The sequence below is a fragment of the Methylobacterium sp. J-070 genome (assembly GCF_022829385.1).
In the GTDB taxonomy this organism is placed as follows: Bacteria; Pseudomonadota; Alphaproteobacteria; order Rhizobiales; family Beijerinckiaceae; genus Methylobacterium.
Map to the genome: position 1 here is coordinate 14,833 of NZ_JAKSXX010000166.1, position 16,010 is coordinate 30,842.

At 71.5% G+C, this 16,010-nt stretch carries 14 protein-coding genes; 7 read left to right on the forward strand and 7 right to left on the reverse strand.

Annotated elements, in window-relative coordinates; all coding sequences use genetic code 11:
* Positions 1-10 precede the first annotated feature (10 nt).
* Complete coding sequence (locus MKL01_RS18090) at positions 11-1,693, forward strand: acyl-CoA dehydrogenase family protein (RefSeq protein ID WP_243906597.1); 1,683 nt, start codon at positions 11-13, stop codon at positions 1,691-1,693.
* Positions 1,694-1,748: 55 nt separating this feature from the next.
* On the opposite strand, the gene MKL01_RS18095 is transcribed toward MKL01_RS18090, so the two are convergent.
* Positions 1,749-1,925 (reverse strand): hypothetical protein, encoded by a 177-nt coding sequence (locus tag MKL01_RS18095; RefSeq protein WP_243906598.1) that lies wholly within the window; start codon positions 1,923-1,925, stop codon positions 1,749-1,751.
* A gap of 175 nt (positions 1,926-2,100) precedes the next feature.
* Complete coding sequence (locus MKL01_RS18100) at positions 2,101-3,366, reverse strand: glycosyltransferase family 4 protein (protein WP_243906599.1); 1,266 nt, start codon at positions 3,364-3,366, stop codon at positions 2,101-2,103.
* 148 nt (positions 3,367-3,514) lie between these two features.
* On the opposite strand from MKL01_RS18100, the gene MKL01_RS18105 reads away from it, so the two are divergent.
* The 5 genes from MKL01_RS18105 to MKL01_RS18125 all read left to right on the forward strand — a co-directional run bounded on the left by MKL01_RS18105 (position 3,515) and on the right by MKL01_RS18125 (position 10,301).
* Entirely contained in the window at positions 3,515-4,789 is a 1,275-nt protein-coding gene (locus MKL01_RS18105) for a glycosyltransferase (RefSeq protein ID WP_243906600.1), read from the forward strand.
* Positions 4,790-5,105: 316 nt separating this feature from the next.
* Positions 5,106-5,459: a phasin gene (locus MKL01_RS18110; RefSeq protein WP_243906601.1), complete on the forward strand. Its 354-nt coding sequence runs from the start codon at positions 5,106-5,108 to the stop codon at positions 5,457-5,459.
* Positions 5,460-5,766: 307 nt separating this feature from the next.
* Positions 5,767-6,294 (forward strand): hypothetical protein, encoded by a 528-nt coding sequence (locus MKL01_RS18115; protein ID WP_243906602.1) that lies wholly within the window; start codon positions 5,767-5,769, stop codon positions 6,292-6,294.
* Positions 6,295-6,440: 146 nt separating this feature from the next.
* The gene (locus MKL01_RS18120) at positions 6,441-7,700 is read left to right on the forward strand and encodes an N-acetylmuramoyl-L-alanine amidase (RefSeq protein ID WP_243906603.1); all 1,260 of its coding nucleotides are present in this window, start codon (positions 6,441-6,443) and stop codon (positions 7,698-7,700) included.
* Positions 7,701-7,868: 168 nt separating this feature from the next.
* Positions 7,869-10,301, forward strand: coding sequence for a penicillin-binding protein 1A (locus MKL01_RS18125; RefSeq protein WP_243906604.1), 2,433 nt, complete (start codon positions 7,869-7,871; stop codon positions 10,299-10,301).
* A 529-nt stretch (positions 10,302-10,830) separates the two neighbouring features.
* Here the strand turns inward: MKL01_RS18125 and purQ are convergent.
* The 5 genes from purQ to MKL01_RS18150 form a co-directional block, all read right to left on the reverse strand.
* On the reverse strand, positions 10,831-11,511 hold the full coding sequence (gene purQ, locus MKL01_RS18130) for a phosphoribosylformylglycinamidine synthase subunit PurQ (protein WP_243906605.1): 681 nt from the start codon (positions 11,509-11,511) through the stop codon (positions 10,831-10,833).
* Positions 11,511-11,750, reverse strand: a complete 240-nt coding sequence (purS, locus tag MKL01_RS18135) for a phosphoribosylformylglycinamidine synthase subunit PurS (protein ID WP_243906606.1) — start codon at positions 11,748-11,750, stop codon at positions 11,511-11,513. The genes purQ and purS overlap by 1 nt, the downstream gene beginning before the upstream one ends.
* Positions 11,751-11,894: 144 nt before the next feature.
* Complete coding sequence (locus MKL01_RS18140; RefSeq protein ID WP_243906607.1) at positions 11,895-12,134, reverse strand: hypothetical protein; 240 nt, start codon at positions 12,132-12,134, stop codon at positions 11,895-11,897.
* Positions 12,135-12,240: 106 nt separating this feature from the next.
* Positions 12,241-12,840, reverse strand: a complete 600-nt coding sequence (locus MKL01_RS18145) for an ActR/PrrA/RegA family redox response regulator transcription factor (RefSeq protein WP_243906608.1) — start codon at positions 12,838-12,840, stop codon at positions 12,241-12,243.
* 46 nt (positions 12,841-12,886) lie between these two features.
* On the reverse strand, positions 12,887-14,272 hold the full coding sequence (locus MKL01_RS18150; protein WP_243906609.1) for an ActS/PrrB/RegB family redox-sensitive histidine kinase: 1,386 nt from the start codon (positions 14,270-14,272) through the stop codon (positions 12,887-12,889).
* Positions 14,273-14,597: 325 nt separating this feature from the next.
* On the opposite strand from MKL01_RS18150, the gene MKL01_RS18155 reads away from it, so the two are divergent.
* Positions 14,598-15,875 (forward strand): polyhydroxyalkanoate depolymerase, encoded by a 1,278-nt coding sequence (locus MKL01_RS18155; protein ID WP_279604717.1) that lies wholly within the window; start codon positions 14,598-14,600, stop codon positions 15,873-15,875.
* Positions 15,876-16,010 lie beyond the last annotated feature (135 nt).

Consider the following 16,010-nt stretch of genomic DNA (forward strand, 5'->3'; position numbering starts at 1 on the left):
GCCAAAAACCATGTCCGCATCCCCCGCCATCCAGACCGAGCCGCAGGATCTCGTGGCCCTGACCAAGGCCGCCGGCGAGAGCGCCAAGGCCCTCGTGGCGGAGGCGACCCGCCGGGTCCGCACGCGGATCCTCGGGACGGACGGACGGATCGACGCGGCCAAGCTCGAGGGGCAGCAGCACGCCGCCCACGGGCTCGCATGGCTCGCCACCTACGCGGAGGCGATCAGCGAACTCGGCGGCTACGCCGAGCGCCTCCAGGCGGAGGGCCGGTTCGGCGAGACCGAGGCGCTCCTCGTCCGGATCGGCGCCGGCGAGTATCTCGACCAGCTCTTCTCCGGCATCCCGATGAGCCAGGGCGAGATGGTCCGCCCGACCGGTTCCCTCGGCCTCACCGCCAAGGAGGTGGCGTCCTACCGCTCCGACGCGGTCGAGACCCTGATCGCCGAGGGCAACACGCCGGAGAACCGCGCCGCCCTGGTGGCGCTGATGCGCGACGGCGGCGGCTCGGCGACCGTGGGCGCCTCGGGCCTCGACGAGGACATGGAGGCGATCCGCTCGGAGATGCGCCGCTTCGGCAAGGCCGAGGTGGTGGATCAGGCCCACGAATGGCACCTGCAGAACGCCTACATCCCCATGGAGATCGTCACCAAGATGGCCGAGCTCGGCGTCTTCGGCCTGACCATCCCCGAGGAGTACGGCGGCATGGGCCTGCCCAAGACCGCCATGTGCGTGGTCTCGGAGGAGCTGTCCCGGGCCTATATCGGCGTCGGCTCGCTCGGCACCCGCTCTGAGATCGCCGCGGAGCTGATCCTGTGCGGCGGCACCGAGGAGCAGAAGAGCCGCTTCCTGCCCAGGATCGCCAGCGGCGACATCCTGCCGACCGCGGTGTTCACCGAGCCGAACACCGGCTCGGACCTCGCCAGCCTGCGCACCAAGGCGGTGAAGGAGGGCGAGACCTGGACGATCACCGGCAACAAGACCTGGATCACTCATCCGGTCCGGGCCGACATCATGACCGTGCTGGTGCGCACCAAGCCCGAGGAGAAGGGCCATCGCGGCCTCTCGATGCTGATCGCCGAGAAGCCCCGCGGCACCGACGCGGATCCCTTCCCGGTCCAGGGCCTGTCGGGCGGCGAGATCGAGGTGCTGGGCTACCGCGGCATGAAGGAGTACGAACTCGCCTTCGAGGGGTTCGAGGTCCCGGCCGCGAACCTGCTGGGCGAGGTCGAGGGCAAGGGCTTCGCCCAGCTGATGCAGACCTTCGAGTCGGCCCGGATCCAGACCGCCGCGCGGGCCATCGGCGTCGCCCAGTCGGCCCTCGACGTCGGGCTCCGCTACGCCGAGGAGCGGGTCCAGTTCGGCAAGCCGCTGGTCAGCTTCCCGCGGGTCGCCGACAAGCTCGCCATGATGGCGGTGGAGATCAACATCGCCCGCCAGCTCACCTACTTCTCGGCCCGCGAGAAGGATGCCGGCAAGCGCTGCGACCTGGAGGCCGGGATGGCCAAGCTGCTCGGCGCCCGCGTCGCCTGGGCGGCGGCCGACAACGCCCTGCAGATCCACGGCGGCAACGGCTTCGCGCTGGAATACCCGGTGAGCCGGATCCTGTGCGACGCCCGCATCCTGTCGATCTTCGAGGGGGCGGCCGAGATCCAGGCCCAGGTCATCGCCCGGAGGCTGCTCGAAGCCGCCTGACGACCGGGCGGCTCCTCGAGCCGCCCGGCCTCATGACGCGCCCCCTTTCCCGTGCCTACTTGGTGATCTTCACCGAGACCGGGTCGCTCGACGGGAAGGTCTCCTCCAGGGCGTCGTCGAGCCGCTCGTCGAGCTTCTCCTGCTTGTTGTCGGGGTTCGTCGCGTCGCCCGGCTTGGCGCTGCCCTGCTGGAAACCCGGCTTGGTCTCGTTCGGCTTGTGATCCTCGGGCATGATTGTCGCTCGTCCGTGACGGGGGCACGCAAGGGTGCCGGTTGCGCGTCAACGCGAGGGAGGGCGGGTGTTTCCGAACTTTCCGGGGCGGCGCGGCGATCCGGCCGCTCCACGGCAAGGCGGTCGAGGCGGCCGTCCGCATCCCCGCGAACGCGGCGAAGCGCCCGGGGCCGCTTCAGGCCGTGGCGAGCGCCGGCCCGGTCGTGGCGCCCGCCCGCCTGCGGGCGGAGGCCTCGCGCATCACCGTCTCGTAGACGCCCTCGAGCCGGTCGAGATGCGCGTCGAGGCTCAGCGGCGCCGCCCAGTAGCGGTCGTGGGCGGCCCGGCCCATCCGGGCGGCGAGCCCGTCCTCCGAGAGGCGGCGCAGATGCGCCGCCAGCGCGTCCGGATCGCCCGAGCGGAACCAGAACCCGGTCTCGCCGTCGACCACCGCCTCGCGGCCCGCGCAGGCATCGCTGACGATCACCGGCGTGCCGCAGGCCAGGGCCTCGTAGACGGTCAGCGGCTGGCCCTCGTACCAGACGCTCGGGAAGACCAGGGCCCGGGCCTGCCGCATCAGCGCCTGCACGGCCGCGGCGTCCCGCCAGCCGAGCATCACCGCCTCGGGATAGCGCGCCGCCAGCTCGGCCCGCTCGGGACCGTCGCCCACGAAGACCGCGCGCCGACCTGCCCGGCGGGCGGCCTCCGCGAAGATCGGCGCCCCCTTCTCGGTGGAGATCCGCCCGACGAACAGGAAGTCGCCGGGGGCGCCGTCATGGACCGGCGCCGGCGCCACCGCGATCGGGTTGTCGATCCGGTGGAACACGGTGCCCCGGGGCATCAGCGGCCGCACGACGCTCTCCTGCAGGTCGCTGATCGTGACGACGTGGCCGAACAGCTCCGGCAGCCTGGCCACGTGCGCGAGCCCGGCATGGCGGATCATCCGGGCGACCTTGCGCGGATAGCTGCGCGCATCGCAGTTCGTCACGATGCAGGCGGCCGACATCGGCCTGCGATGGCAGATCCGCTGCTCCGGGTAGGCGTAGAAGCCGCCGGTGGGGCAGACCAGGAAGAACTCGTGCATCGTGTAGAGACAGGCCAGCCCGGAGGCCCGGAGCGCCGGGCCGATCGCCGGCGACAGCGCCTTGGCGAAGGCGTGGACGTGGACCAGCGTGTCCCGCGGATCGCAGGCGGCCAGTTCCCGCGCGAGGGCGCGGCCCGCCGCCCCGTTCCAGATCGCCTGGGCGGCGAAGGCCAGCTTGCTGCGCGCGGTGGTGACGTCGTCCTGATCGAGGCAGACCACCCGGATGCCGGCCGGCTCCAGCCGCGGATCGACCGGTCCGACGGCGGCGAACAGGGTCACGCGGACCCCGCGTGCGGCGAGGCCCAGGGCCGACTCGATGGCGACCTTGGCCTGGCCGCCGTTGATCGCGGCGTGGTCTGCGACGAGGACGACGTGCACGTCAGGATAATCCGTCGCTGTGATCCGGAACCGACGTCAGTAACCGATTGCGGTTGATCCCCCGTAAACCGGTATCCGCCATCCTCTTCCGCATCGTCCCGAACGGTGGTCGCCGGCTTTCGGACCGGGACGATGCCGAGGGGATCCCATGCACGTCGTGATCCTGGCCGAGTTCGCGGCCGCCAGCGGCGGGGCCGAGAAGGTCGCGCTCGAATCGGCCCGCGGCCTCGCCGAGGCGGGGGTCGCGGTGACCTACATCCAGGCGATCGCCGGCCCCGCCGACCCGCTGCTCGATCACGGGCGGATCCGGCGGATCGTGCTCGGCCTGCCCGACATCTGGTCCCTCGGCGGTGTCCGGGCGGCCGCCGCGGGGATCTGGCACGCGGCCGCTTCGCGCCGGCTCGCCGCGGCGCTCGACGCCCTGCCGGTACGGCCGGACTGCATCCACCTGCACCAGTGGACCCGCGCCCTGTCGCCGGCGGTCTTCCCGGTCCTGTCGGATGCGGGCGCACCGCTGGTCGTCACCCTGCACGACTACGCCATCGCCTGCCCGAACGGCGTCTATTACCGCTTCGACCGGGCCGAGCCCTGCGGGCTCGCGCCGCTCTCGGCGGCCTGCCTCGCGGCGCCCTGCGACCCGCGCAGCCGCGCCCACAAGCTGGTGCGCGTCGCCCGGACGGCCGTTCTGCGCCGCGTCCTGCGGGGCCGACCCCTCCACGTCGTCCACGTCTGCGATGCGAGCCGCCGCCTCCTGGGCGACCGGCTCGGCGGCTTCGCCGCCACTCACCACCGCATCGACAACCCGGTCCGGATCGTCGAGGGGCCGCCCGCCGACCCCGCCCGCGGCGACGCCATCGCGTATGTCGGGCGCCTCACCCGGGAGAAGGGCGCCGACCTCGTGGCCGACGCCGCCCGGGCCGCCGGCCTCCCGGCCCTGTTCATCGGCGCCGGCCCGCTGGAGGCGGAACTGCGCGCCCGGCCCGGCGTCGCGGTGATCGGCTGGCAGGCGCCGGAGGCGGTCTGGGAGATGCTGCGCACCCGTGCCCGGGCGGTGGCGGCACCGTCCCGCTGGTACGAGACCGGCCCGCTCACCGTCTACGAGGCGCTGGCGGCCGGGATCCCGGTGGTCGCCTCCGACCGATCCGGGGCTGCCGAGAAGGTCCGGCACGGGCAGACCGGCTTCGTGGTCGCGCCCGGCATCGCGCCGCTGGCGGCAGCCTTCACGGCCCTGCGGGACGACGCCTGCGCCCGCACGCTCGGGGCCGAAGCGCGCGCTCGCTTCCACGCCGTGCCGATGTCGCTGGCCTCGCACGCGGCCGCGCTGACGTCCCTGTATGCGGGGCTCGCCGGCCCGGTCTTTGGTGCGATGCAACATGGGCGGGACGCCACGGCGTTCTGCGCCCCAGAGATCGGCCCGGTCTGAGGGCACGCTGACAGAATACATTATCCTTTAGCGCCCCCCTGGACAGCCGGTGATAAATTTGTAAACCGGGCGCCCTCGGCGATTGGCAATCGATCCGTTCCGAATATGTGGCGTAGCTTGATCGCAGGGCGGTCATAAGGCGTCCGGTGCGTCGGGGACTATTCGGAATCTTGGCGTTGGCATTTTATCGTTCATACCCGGCCCTGCGAGGGCCGCGAATAGGCACTTGACTTCTTGTTGCAGTGCAACATATAGAGGCGCGTCACCGCGGACGCATCCGGCGTCCCGCTCCAAGAAGACAGTGCTGGAGACATCGATGCAGACCCCGAATTTCGAGATCCCGACCGAGATGCGCGACTTCGCCGAGAAGAGCGTCGACCAGGCCCGCAACGCCGTCGGCACCATGATGGCGAACGCCATCAAGGCCAGCGAGCAGGTCCAGTCGTCCGGTCACACCTTCCAGTCGACCCTCAGCGCGGCCGTCGCGAAGGGGTTCGATCACGCGCAGGCCAACGCCAACGCGACCTTCGACTTCGCGCAGCGCCTGGTGCGCACGCGGGACCTCCGCGAGGCGTTCGAGCTGCAGTCCGAGTTCGTCCGCAGCCAGTTCGCCGCGCTCCAGGCCCAGGCCAAGGATTACGGCGCCCTCGCCCAGAACGTCGCCCGCTGAGGCTGGCCGAGGCGGGCCCGGTCGTCAGGATCGGGTTCGCCGTCCCGGTCCGGTCGGCCGATCCAGGCGGGCCGGGCCTCCGAGATTCGACGCTTGAGCGTCACAGGTCCGGCGCCGACACGGCGACGCGGGCCGGCCGCCGCCCCGTCCGGACGGACCGGGGCGGACAGGAGGAGATCGCGCGATGGGAAAGCCGCGTCGTCCGAGAGGGGACCGCCCCGCCTCGCAGCCGAAACCGCCCCTGCCTGCGAAACCGACCCTGCAGGCCGAGCCGCCTGCGCCGTCCGGGGCCGCCGTCGAAGCGCCGGTGACGGAGAGGGTTGCCGCGCTGGCGGAGGCTCCGCAGGGCGCGGCGTCGCCGCACGCCGGACCGGCGGAGCCGGCGATGCAGGCCGTCGCGGACGCGTTCGAAGTCCTTCCCGAATCTCTTCCCGAACCCGACTTTGAACCCCGTTCCGATCCCGCCCCGGCCGAGATCCCGGACGACGGGCCGCCCCCGGCGACCGGGCCGGAGGGGCAAGCGGGCCCGGCGGTCGCCATCCCGGCGATCCCCTCGGTCCTGGTCGCGTCGCCGGGCGCCGTCGGCGTCCCGGCGCAGCCGGTCATACTCGCACCCGGGCGCTGGGACGTCGTCGAGATCGGTTCCACCATCGCCCGCTACATGCGGGGCGAGGGTGAGGCCGCCATGGCGCATTTCCGGGCCCTGTCGGATGCCCGCACGCCGGCCGACCTGATCCGCCTGCAGGTCGGCGAGGTCCAGCGCGCCGCCGACGCCTCCCTGAGCTGCTGGGTCACGGTGATCAGCAAGGCGAGCCGCGTCGTCGCGTTCCGCTGACGGACCGGGCGGCGCCCCAGGGCTTGTCGCCGGGATCGACGCCGCGTGGTAACGAGGGCCGCCGAATCGAACCGCCACCAGCAACCGGCCGTTAACCATGCCGGTCCCATGCCTTGTCGAAGGGTACGGGAGACGACACCGGACCGATGCCGAGCCGCACGCGCCTGATCCGCTTCGCCTGTCTGAGCCTCCTCGTCGCGCTTCTCCCGACGCTGGCGGGGGCGCCCGTCGCCGCGCAGAACGGCGAGAAGCCCGCCATCGCCATCGGGGCGGATCTGACGAGCCAGGGGGGGACGACGCGCCTCACCCTGACCCTGTCCCGGGCCGTCGAGGCCCGCGGCTTCGTGATGGAGCGACCGGACCGGGCGGTGATCGACCTGCCGGAGGTCAATTTCCAGCTCGAATCCGGGACCGGCAGCCGCCGCGACGGACTCGTGCAATCCTTCCGCTACGGCCTGTTCGCGCCCGGCCGCTCCCGCATGGTGATCGACCTCGCGGCGCCCGCCACGGTGGGCCGCATCGAGACGGTGACGCGCCCCCGGGACGGCGCCGTGCTGCTCACGATCCCGCTCCAGCGGGCGGAGCGCGAGGCGTTCCGCAAGGCCGCCGCCGCCGCCGATCCCGCCCCCGCCCAGGCGCGCAGCGCCGCCCCCGAACCCGCCGATCAGCGCCCGCTGATCATGGTCGATGCCGGCCATGGCGGCACCGATCCTGGGGCGATCGCGGTGGGCGGCGTGTTCGAGAAGGACATCGTGTTCGGCTTCGCCCAGGCGCTGGTGGAGAAGCTGGAGGCGGGCGGCCGCTACCGGGTCCGGATGACCCGCGACCGGGACGTGTTCGTGCCGCTGGCCGACCGCGTGCGCCTCGCCCGCGAGGCCAAGGCCGACCTGTTCGTGTCGATCCACGCGGATTCGATCTCGGCGGCCCCCCAGGTGCGCGGGGCCACGATCTATACCAATTCCGAGAAGGCCACCGACGCCGAATCCGCCAAGCTTGCCGAGCGCGAGAACCGGGCCGATGCCGCCGCGGGCGTCGACGCCGCCGAGGCCCCGCCGGACATCGCCGACATCCTGCAGGAGCTGACCCTGCGGGAGACCCGGGGCTTCTCGTCGGGCTTCGCCCGCACGCTGATGGGCCAGCTCGCCCCCGTGATGGAGATGAGCGCGAAGCCGCATCGCGAGGCGCGCTTCATGGTGCTGCGCTCCCCGGACGTGCCGAGCGTGCTGGTGGAACTGGGCTACCTGTCGAGCAAGCGCGACCTGGAGATGCTGCAGGCGCCGGAGTGGCGCGCCGACGTCACCGGCTCCATGGCCAAGGCCATCGACCTGTTCTTCACCAACCGCGCCACGCTGTCTCGGCCGGCCCCGACGCGGCGCTCCGCGGCCGCCGCCCCAGTTTTACCATAGATAGAGTGTCGATACGGGGTGTCCGAACGCCCCGTCGCACCGCCGTCGCACCGGCATTCCGAGGGGGCCTCACGGGAACATCCGGGGGCTGACCGCATCGAGGCGGACGCACGCGCCGGGTGAGCCGATTCCGGCTTGCGGCCGGGCCAGCGACGAGCGGAACACCGGATGCGTCTGATCCTTCGTTTCTTCGGGATCCTGTTCAGCGCCGCCGCGGTGCTGTTCGTGATCGGCGCGGCGGTGGGCGGTTACTTCTACTGGAAGTACAGCCAGGACCTCCCCGACCACGCCGCGCTCGCCAATTACGAGCCGCCGGTGATGACCCGCGTCCACGCCTCGGACGGCTCGCTGCTGGCCGAATACGCCCGGGAGCGCCGGCTCTACCTGCCGATCCAGGCGATGCCGAAGATCGTGGTCGCGGCCTTCCTGTCGGCCGAGGACAAGAACTTCTACAAGCACGGCGGCATCGACCCCGAGGGGATCGTACGCGCCTTCCTGACCAACGCCAAGTCGGGCAAGCGCCAGGGCGCCTCGACCATCACCCAGCAGGTCGCCAAGAACTTCCTGCTGTCCGCCGAGCAGACCTACGACCGCAAGATCAAGGAGGCGCTGCTGGCGCTGCGGATCGAGGCGGCCTACTCCAAGGACAAGATCCTGGAGCTCTACCTCAACGAGATCTTCCTGGGCACCATCGTCCCGGGCCGCAACCTGCACGGCGTGGCGGCGGCGGCGCTCGACTATTTCGGCAAGTCGGTCCACGAGCTGACCATCAACGAGGCGGCCTACCTCGCCGCCCTGCCGAAGGGGCCGAACAACTACCACCCCTACCGCAAGACGCAGGCGGCCCTCGACCGCCGCAACGAGATCATCCGCCTGATGGCGGAGAACAACTACATCACCAAGGACGAGGCGGAGGCCGCCAAGAAGATGCCGCTCGGGGTCAACCCGCGGGTCGCCTTCCCGAACGCCGCCAACGCCAACTACTTCACCGAAGAGGTCCGCCGCGAGATCTCCGAGCGCTACGGCGAGAAGAAGCTCTACGAGGGCGGCCTCTCGGTGCGCGCCACCCTCGATCCGAAGATGCAGGCCCTCGCCCGCAAGGCGCTGGTCGACGGCCTCGTGCGCTACGACCAGGCCCATGGCTGGCGCGGTCCGGTCTCCAGGGTCGACCTGACCGGGCGCGACTGGGGGATGGCGGCGGCGGAGGTCCCGGCCCTCGGCGACGTGGCGCCCTGGCGGCTCGCCGTGGTGCTGAGCAATGGCGCCGGCGGCCTCCAGGTCGGCCTCCAGCCCAGGCGCGAGGCGTCGGGCCAGGTGGCCAAGGACCGCGAGACCGGCGTGATCACCGCCGACGGCATGCGCTGGGCGGGACGTGCGAACCTCCAGGCCGGCGACATGGTCTATGTCGAGGCGATCGAGGGGGGCCGCGGCCAGTTCCGCCTGCGCCAGAAGCCCGAGGTCTCCGGCGCCATCGTGGCCATGGACCCGAACACGGGCCGCGTCCACGCGATGGTGGGCGGCTTCTCGTACGACGAATCCGAGTTCAACCGGGCCACCCAGGCGATGCGCCAGCCCGGCTCCTCGTTCAAGCCGATCGTCTATTCGGCGGCGCTCGACAACGGCTACACGCCCGCCTCGATCGTGCAGGATTCGCCGATCACCATCGAGGCGGGGCCCGGCCAGGAGGCCTGGACGCCCTCGAACTACGACGGCAAGTCCGGCGGTCCGCACACCCTGCGGTACGGGATCGAGCACTCGAAGAACCTGATGACGGTGCGGCTCGCCAAGGATGTCGGCATGCCGCTCATCGCCGAGTACGCCCGCCGCTTCGGCGTCTACGACGACCTGCTGCCGGTGCTGCCGATGTCGCTCGGCGCCGGCGAGACCACGGTGATGCGCATGGTCACCGCCTACTCGATGCTGGCCAACGGCGGCCGCCGCATCCGGCCGACCCTGATCGACCGGATCCAGGATCGCGTCGGCGAGACGATCTACCGGCACGACAACCGCAAGTGCATCGGCTGCGACGCCGAGAAGTGGTCGGGCCAGGACGAGCCGAAGCTGGTGGACGATTCCGAGCAGGTGCTCGATCCGCTCACCGCCTACCAGATGGTCTCGATCATGGAGGGCGTGGTCCAGCGCGGCACGGCCACCATCCTGAAGCAGATCGGCAAGCCGCTCGCCGGCAAGACCGGCACGACCAACGACGCCAAGGACGCGTGGTTCGTGGGCTTCTCGCCGGACCTCGCGGTGGGCATCTATATCGGCTTCGACAAGCCGCGCTCGCTGGGCGACCGCGCCACCGGCGGCGGGCTGGCGGCGCCGATCGCCCTCGAGTTCCTGAAGACGGCCCTCAAGGACAAGCCGCCGACGCCGTTCCGGGTGCCCCCGGGGATCAAGCTGATCCGGGTCAACCTCGCCAGCGGCACCCGCGCCGGCTCGGGCGAGGGGGCCGGGACCATCCTGGAGGCGTTCAAGCCCGGCACCGCCCCGCCGGATTCCTACGTGGCGCCGCCCTCCGGCGGCCAGGGCGCGGCGCCCGCGGCCGCTTCGGTGCCGCCGGACGCCGACCGGGCCGCGCAGGCCGGCGGGTTGTACTGAGGGGGGATCGACGGCGGTCTGGGCACACGCCGTCGATCCTCTGCTCCGCGCGGCAACCGGATCAATAAATCTCCGCTGAAGAGAAGACAGGGAGGACGCCGCGGCTCTCCCTCCCCCCTCTGCGGGGGAGGGTGGCCCCCGAAGGGGGGCGGGAGAGGGGCAGCGCGACGATGCAGGATGTATTGGGCGCGTCGCGACCTTTCCGGCCCCATCGCTCCCCTCTCCCGACCCCTGCTGACGCAGGGGCCACCCTCCCCCGCAAAGGAGGGAGGGAGGGCGCGTGTCAGATCGGGTGTGCTCGTCCACCGACGGCAGGAGCGCGCCTCGGGCAGTCAGGCATGACAATCGTCGCATCCCCCCGCCACCCGCACAGAAAAAAGCCGCCCCGGAGGGAGCGGCTTGGAGGAGTCTTCAGGGAGGCATCAAGCAGAGCGGACGAGACAATCCAACTCGACATCCAGATCTCTGGATACCTCTTTATGGTTCCGAAACCCTAACGATCGGTTAATACCGATCTTCGCCGGAGCCCTCAGGCCGCGAGACTGTCGAAGAGCCCGCGCCCGTCCGTCCCGCCGATCAGATCCTCCACGAAGTTCTCCGGGTGGGGCATCATGCCGAGCACGGTGCGGTTCTCCGACAGGACGCCCGCGATCGCGTTGAGGGAGCCGTTGCGGTTGGCCTCCACGGTGATGGCGCCCTGCGCATCGCAGTACCGGAACGCCACCCGGCCCTCCCCCTCGATCCGCGTCAGGGTCTCGGGATCGGCGAAGTAGTTGCCCTCCCCGTGGGCGACGCAGACGTCGATGACCTGACCGGCCCTGTAGGCGCTGGTGAAGCGGGTGTCGGTGCGCTCGACCCGGAGCGTCTGCCGGTGGCAGATGAAGCGCCTGTTGACGTTGCGCATCAGCACCCCGGGCAGGAGCCCGGATTCGCACAGGATCTGGAAGCCGTTGCAGATGCCGAGGACGAGGCCGCCCCGCGCCGCATGGGCGCGCACCGCGTCCATCGCGGCCGCCCGCCCGGCGATCGCGCCGCAGCGGAGATAGTCGCCGTACGAGAAGCCCCCCGGGAGGACCGCGAGATCGGTTCCGGCCGGGAGTTCGTGATCCGCGTGCCAGACGAGGCTCACCTGCGCCCCGGACCGGCGCAGCGCACGGACGACGTCCGTCTCGCGGTTGGAGCCAGGGAAGACGACCACCGCCGCGTGCATCAGAGGATCTCGATCGCGTAGTTCTCGACCACCGTGTTGGCCAGGAGCTTCTCGCAGGCCGTGCGCAGCGTCGCCTCGGCGGCGGCGGAGTCGGTCGCCGCGACCTCGATGTCGAAGACCTTGCCCTGCCGCACGCCCTCGACGCCCTCGATGGCGAGGGACTTGAGGGCGGCCTCGATCGCCTTGCCCTGCGGGTCCAGGACGCCGGTCTTCAAGGTGACGATAATGCGGGCTTTCATGGATTTTCGGGTCTCACGCGTAGCCGGGAACGGGGGTGTGACCTGCGGCATCGTTACGCATTATGCCGGGGACCGCAACTAGCAGCATGGCCGACGCCCTGTCGACCGGGTGCGCGCCGGGATGCCCGGCTTGCGACGGCGGGCTTATCGCCGGGGCGCGACCGTGCCGGTCCGCAGCGGCTCGATGCTGGTCGCCCGCCGCCACAGCTGGAGCATGATCCAGGCGGCGAACAGGCTGAAGACGCCCATCAGGACGTGGCCGACGCGATCCCCGAGATCGAACAGGCCCGCGATGGCCCAGCCGGCCGCGATGGCCACGGCGAACACCTCGGTGCCCACGAGGACCATCATGCTGACGATGGTGATGGCGTTGCGCCCGTTCACGGTATGCGCCCTCAAAAGCAGTGCGGGTCCCGGACGGTATCGCCCGGAACCCGCGCAGCTAGCCCACCGAGGCGGGACGACGCAACCGACCGTGCCGCCTACCGGCTCAGCGCGGCGCGCGCTTGGCCAGGATCCGCTGCAGCGTCCGCCGGTGCATGTTCAGGCGCCGGGCGGTCTCGCTGACGTTGCGGCTGCACAGCTCGTAGACGCGCTGGATGTGCTCCCAGCGGACCCGGTCCGCCGACATCGGGTTCTCCGGAGGGTCGGCCCGCTCGCCGGGCTGCGCCATCAGCGTGCCGTGGATCTCGTCGGCATCGGCGGGCTTGGCGAGGTAGTCGAACGCGCCGAGCTTCACCGCGGTGACCGCGGTGGCGATGTTGCCGTAGCCGGTCAGGATCACCCCCCGGGCTTCCGGGCGGCGCTCCTTCAGGCGGGCGATCACGTCGAGGCCGTTGCCGTCCCCGAGGCGCATGTCGATCACCGCGAAGGCGGGGGCCCGGGCCTCGACCGCCGACACGCCGTCGGCCACGCTGTCGGCGACCTGGACGTGGTAGCCGCGGCTCTCCATGGCGCGCGCGAGCCGCGTCGAGAACGGCTTGTCGTCGTCCACGATCAGCAGACTGCGGTCGGAGAAGGCGGCCAGCGGATCGGCATCGTTGAACACGGCAGCGTCCGGCGCCACCGAGGTCCCGGGCTGCGTGAGCATCCGGCACTCCTTTCGGGTTTTCGTCGTTAGATTCTGCGTCTGTCCCTCATATAGGGAGCGCATCTCCCGGGGGCAGGGGGGAGCGGATACTGAATTCCGGAGAATGTCGCGGCACCGCGCCGCGCTCGAAGATGTGGCGGGCCCAGGAGACCCGCACGACGGCGCCGTGCGCGTTCGGGGCCGAGACGTTCATCAGGGTCAGCTGAGCGCCCGAGCGCTCGATCAGCGTCTTGGCGATGAACAGCCCGAGGCCGAGCCCGGCCCCCACGGTCCCGCCGGATTGCGGCCGGTCGTGGCTGCGGGTCGTGACGTAGGGCTCCCCCGCCCGCAGCAGCACCTCGCTGGAGAAGCCGGGGCCGTCGTCGCGGATCTCGATCCAGACCCGCTCCTGGGTCCAGCGCCCCTCGACGGAGACCCGGGCCTCCGCGAAGTCGACGGCGTTGTCGAGGATGTTGGCGAGCCCGAACATGACCCCCGGGTTGCGCCGGCAGGCCGGCTCCGGCCCGTCGCCGACGCTGGTGATGTCGAGCCCAGCCCCCAGCGCCCGCTGCGGCGCGACCAGCTCCTCCACGAGGTGGCTGAACGTCACCGTCTCCAGGAACCCCGCCCCGTCCCCGTCGAGCGAGGTGAGCTTGCCGAGGATGCCGCGGCAGCGGTCGACCTGCTCGCGCAGCAGGCTGAGATCCTCCGCTACGGACGGGGACGCGGTGGGCCCGAGCTGGCGAATCAGCTCCTTGGTCACCACCATGATGGTGCCGAGGGGCGTGCCGAGTTCGTGGGCCGCCGCGGCCGCCAGCCCGTCGAGTTGGGAGAGATGCTGCTCGCGGGCGAGAACCAGCTCGGTGGCGGCGAGGGCCTGGGCGAGGAGCCGCGTCTCCTCCGCCACTCGCCACGCGTAGACCCCCGTGAACGCGGTGCCGAGCAGGATCGCGGTCCAGACCCCCGAGACGTACAGGAACGGCAGCTCGATCCGCCCGTCGGCGAACCAGGGCAGCGGCCGGTGCACCAGGGCGAGCAGGGTCGCGAGCCCGACCGCCAGGAGGCCCAGCGCGAGCGTCCGCTCCGGCGGTAGCGCGGTGGCGGAGATCAGGACGGGCGCGAGGAACAGCAGGGAGAACGGGTTCTGGAGGCCGCCCGTGAGGAACAGCAGCGCCGCGAGCTGCACGATGTCGAAGGCGAGCAGCAGGGCCGCGGAATCGTCGCTGAGCCGGTAGCTCGCCGGGAAGCGGATGCGGAGCGCGAGGTTCAGCCAGGACGAGGTGGCGATCACCAGGAAGCACCAGCCGAACGGCAGGGGCAGGCCGAGGCCGAACTGCGCCCCGACCACGGCGGCGCTCTGACCGGTGATGGCGAGCCAGCGCAGGCGGACGAACGTGTCGAGCCGCAGGTGTCGCGCGTCGCGGCCGAGGCCGCTGAGATCGGTGTCGGGCATGCGCTGCTTCGGTGCGTCGCCGGACGGGCCGCCTCGATCCGTCCGCTTGGCGGATCGTCTCCGCATGGCGCAGGAGCCCGGTCCCCGGCAAGCCGACCCGGACGAATCGTCGCTGTCTAGGGACCCTGGGTGTGGTCCGCGCGCTCTCCGCCAAACCGGGACTCGCTTCGGCGGAGAGCGCGCGGACGTCGTCCCGGCTAAGTCGCCGCGGCCGCGGGATGTTCCACCCCCGTCCAAGGTGGAGCATTATCGGCGCGATTCGGGTTGCAGGGAGCATGAGCCGCGCGGCGGGATGCCGGCGGCCGGACCGGACCGCGAGGTGACGATGCTGCTGGCCTACTCGATGTACGAGGGTGCCCGCGCCCTGATGGCGCCGGCCCGGGTCGCCGCCGATCTGACGCGCTACGGGCTGCAGATGCCCGGCAATCCCCTCGCCTACGGACCCTACGCCCGCGCGGTGAGCGCCGGCTGCGAGATGTTCGAGCGCGTCACCCGCCAGTACGGCAAGCCCGCCTTCGGGTTCGCCGAGACCCTGGTCGACGGCAACCCGGTCCCGGTCACCGAGCGGGTGGTCTGGGAGCGGCCGTTCTGCCGCCTGATCGCCTTCGACCGCGCCTTCCCGACACCCCCCGCGGAGGCGCAGCCGAAGCTGCTGATCGTCGCGCCGATGTCGGGGCACTACGCGACGCTGCTGCGCGGCACCGTGGAGGCGATGCTGCCGAACCACCGGGTGTTCGTCACCGACTGGACCGACGCCCGGATGGTGCCGCTGCTCGCCGGGCACTTCGACCTCCACGACTACGTCGACTATCTGCAGGAGATGTTCGCGGTCCTGGGGCCGGACCTGCACGTCATGGCCGTGTGCCAGCCGGCGGTGCCGGTGATCGCCGCGGTGGCGCTGATGGAGGCCGCCGACGAGCCCGCGGTGCCGACCTCGATGACCCTGATGGGCGGCCCGATCGACACGCGCCGCTCGCCCACCGCGGTGAACTGCCTCGCGCAGGAGCGCGGCCAGACCTGGTTCGAGCGCAACACGATCAGCCTCGTCCCGCCGATCTACCCGGGGGCGTGGCGCCGGGTCTATCCGGGCTTCCTGCAGCTGTCGGGCTTCATGGCGATGAACCTCGACCGCCACGTCACCGCCCATTCGGACATGTTCGATCATCTGGTGAAGGGCGACGGGGACTCTGCCGAGAAGCACCGGGAGTTCTACGACGAGTACCTCGCGGTGATGGATCTGACCGCCGAGTACTACCTGCAGACCGTGCAGACCGTGTTCGTGGACCACGCCCTGCCGAAGGGCCGCATGACCCACCGGGGCCTGCCGGTCGACCTGGGGGCGATCCGCCGCTGCGCGATCCTGGCGGTCGAGGGCGAGAACGACGACATCTCGGGCGTCGGCCAGACCAAGGCGGCGCTGGACCTGACGCCGAACCTGCCGGAGGCGCGCAAGGCCTACCACCTCCAGGCCGGCGTCGGCCATTACGGCGTGTTCAACGGCTCCCGCTACCGGTCGGTGATCGCCCCCCGCATCGCCGCCTTCATCCGCACCATGCAGGCGGCCCCGGGGGCCCGGGGCGGCCACCTGCGCCAAGTGAGCTGAGACGGCTTCCGGTCGAGGATCCCGGCACCGCCGTCCCGGCGGGCGGAGCGCGGCAATCCCGGGGCGCCGCCTCCGCCGAAGGGGCCCGGCCCGGGGTCGCCGCGCCCGTGACGACGGCGCGGGGCGCGTCGACCG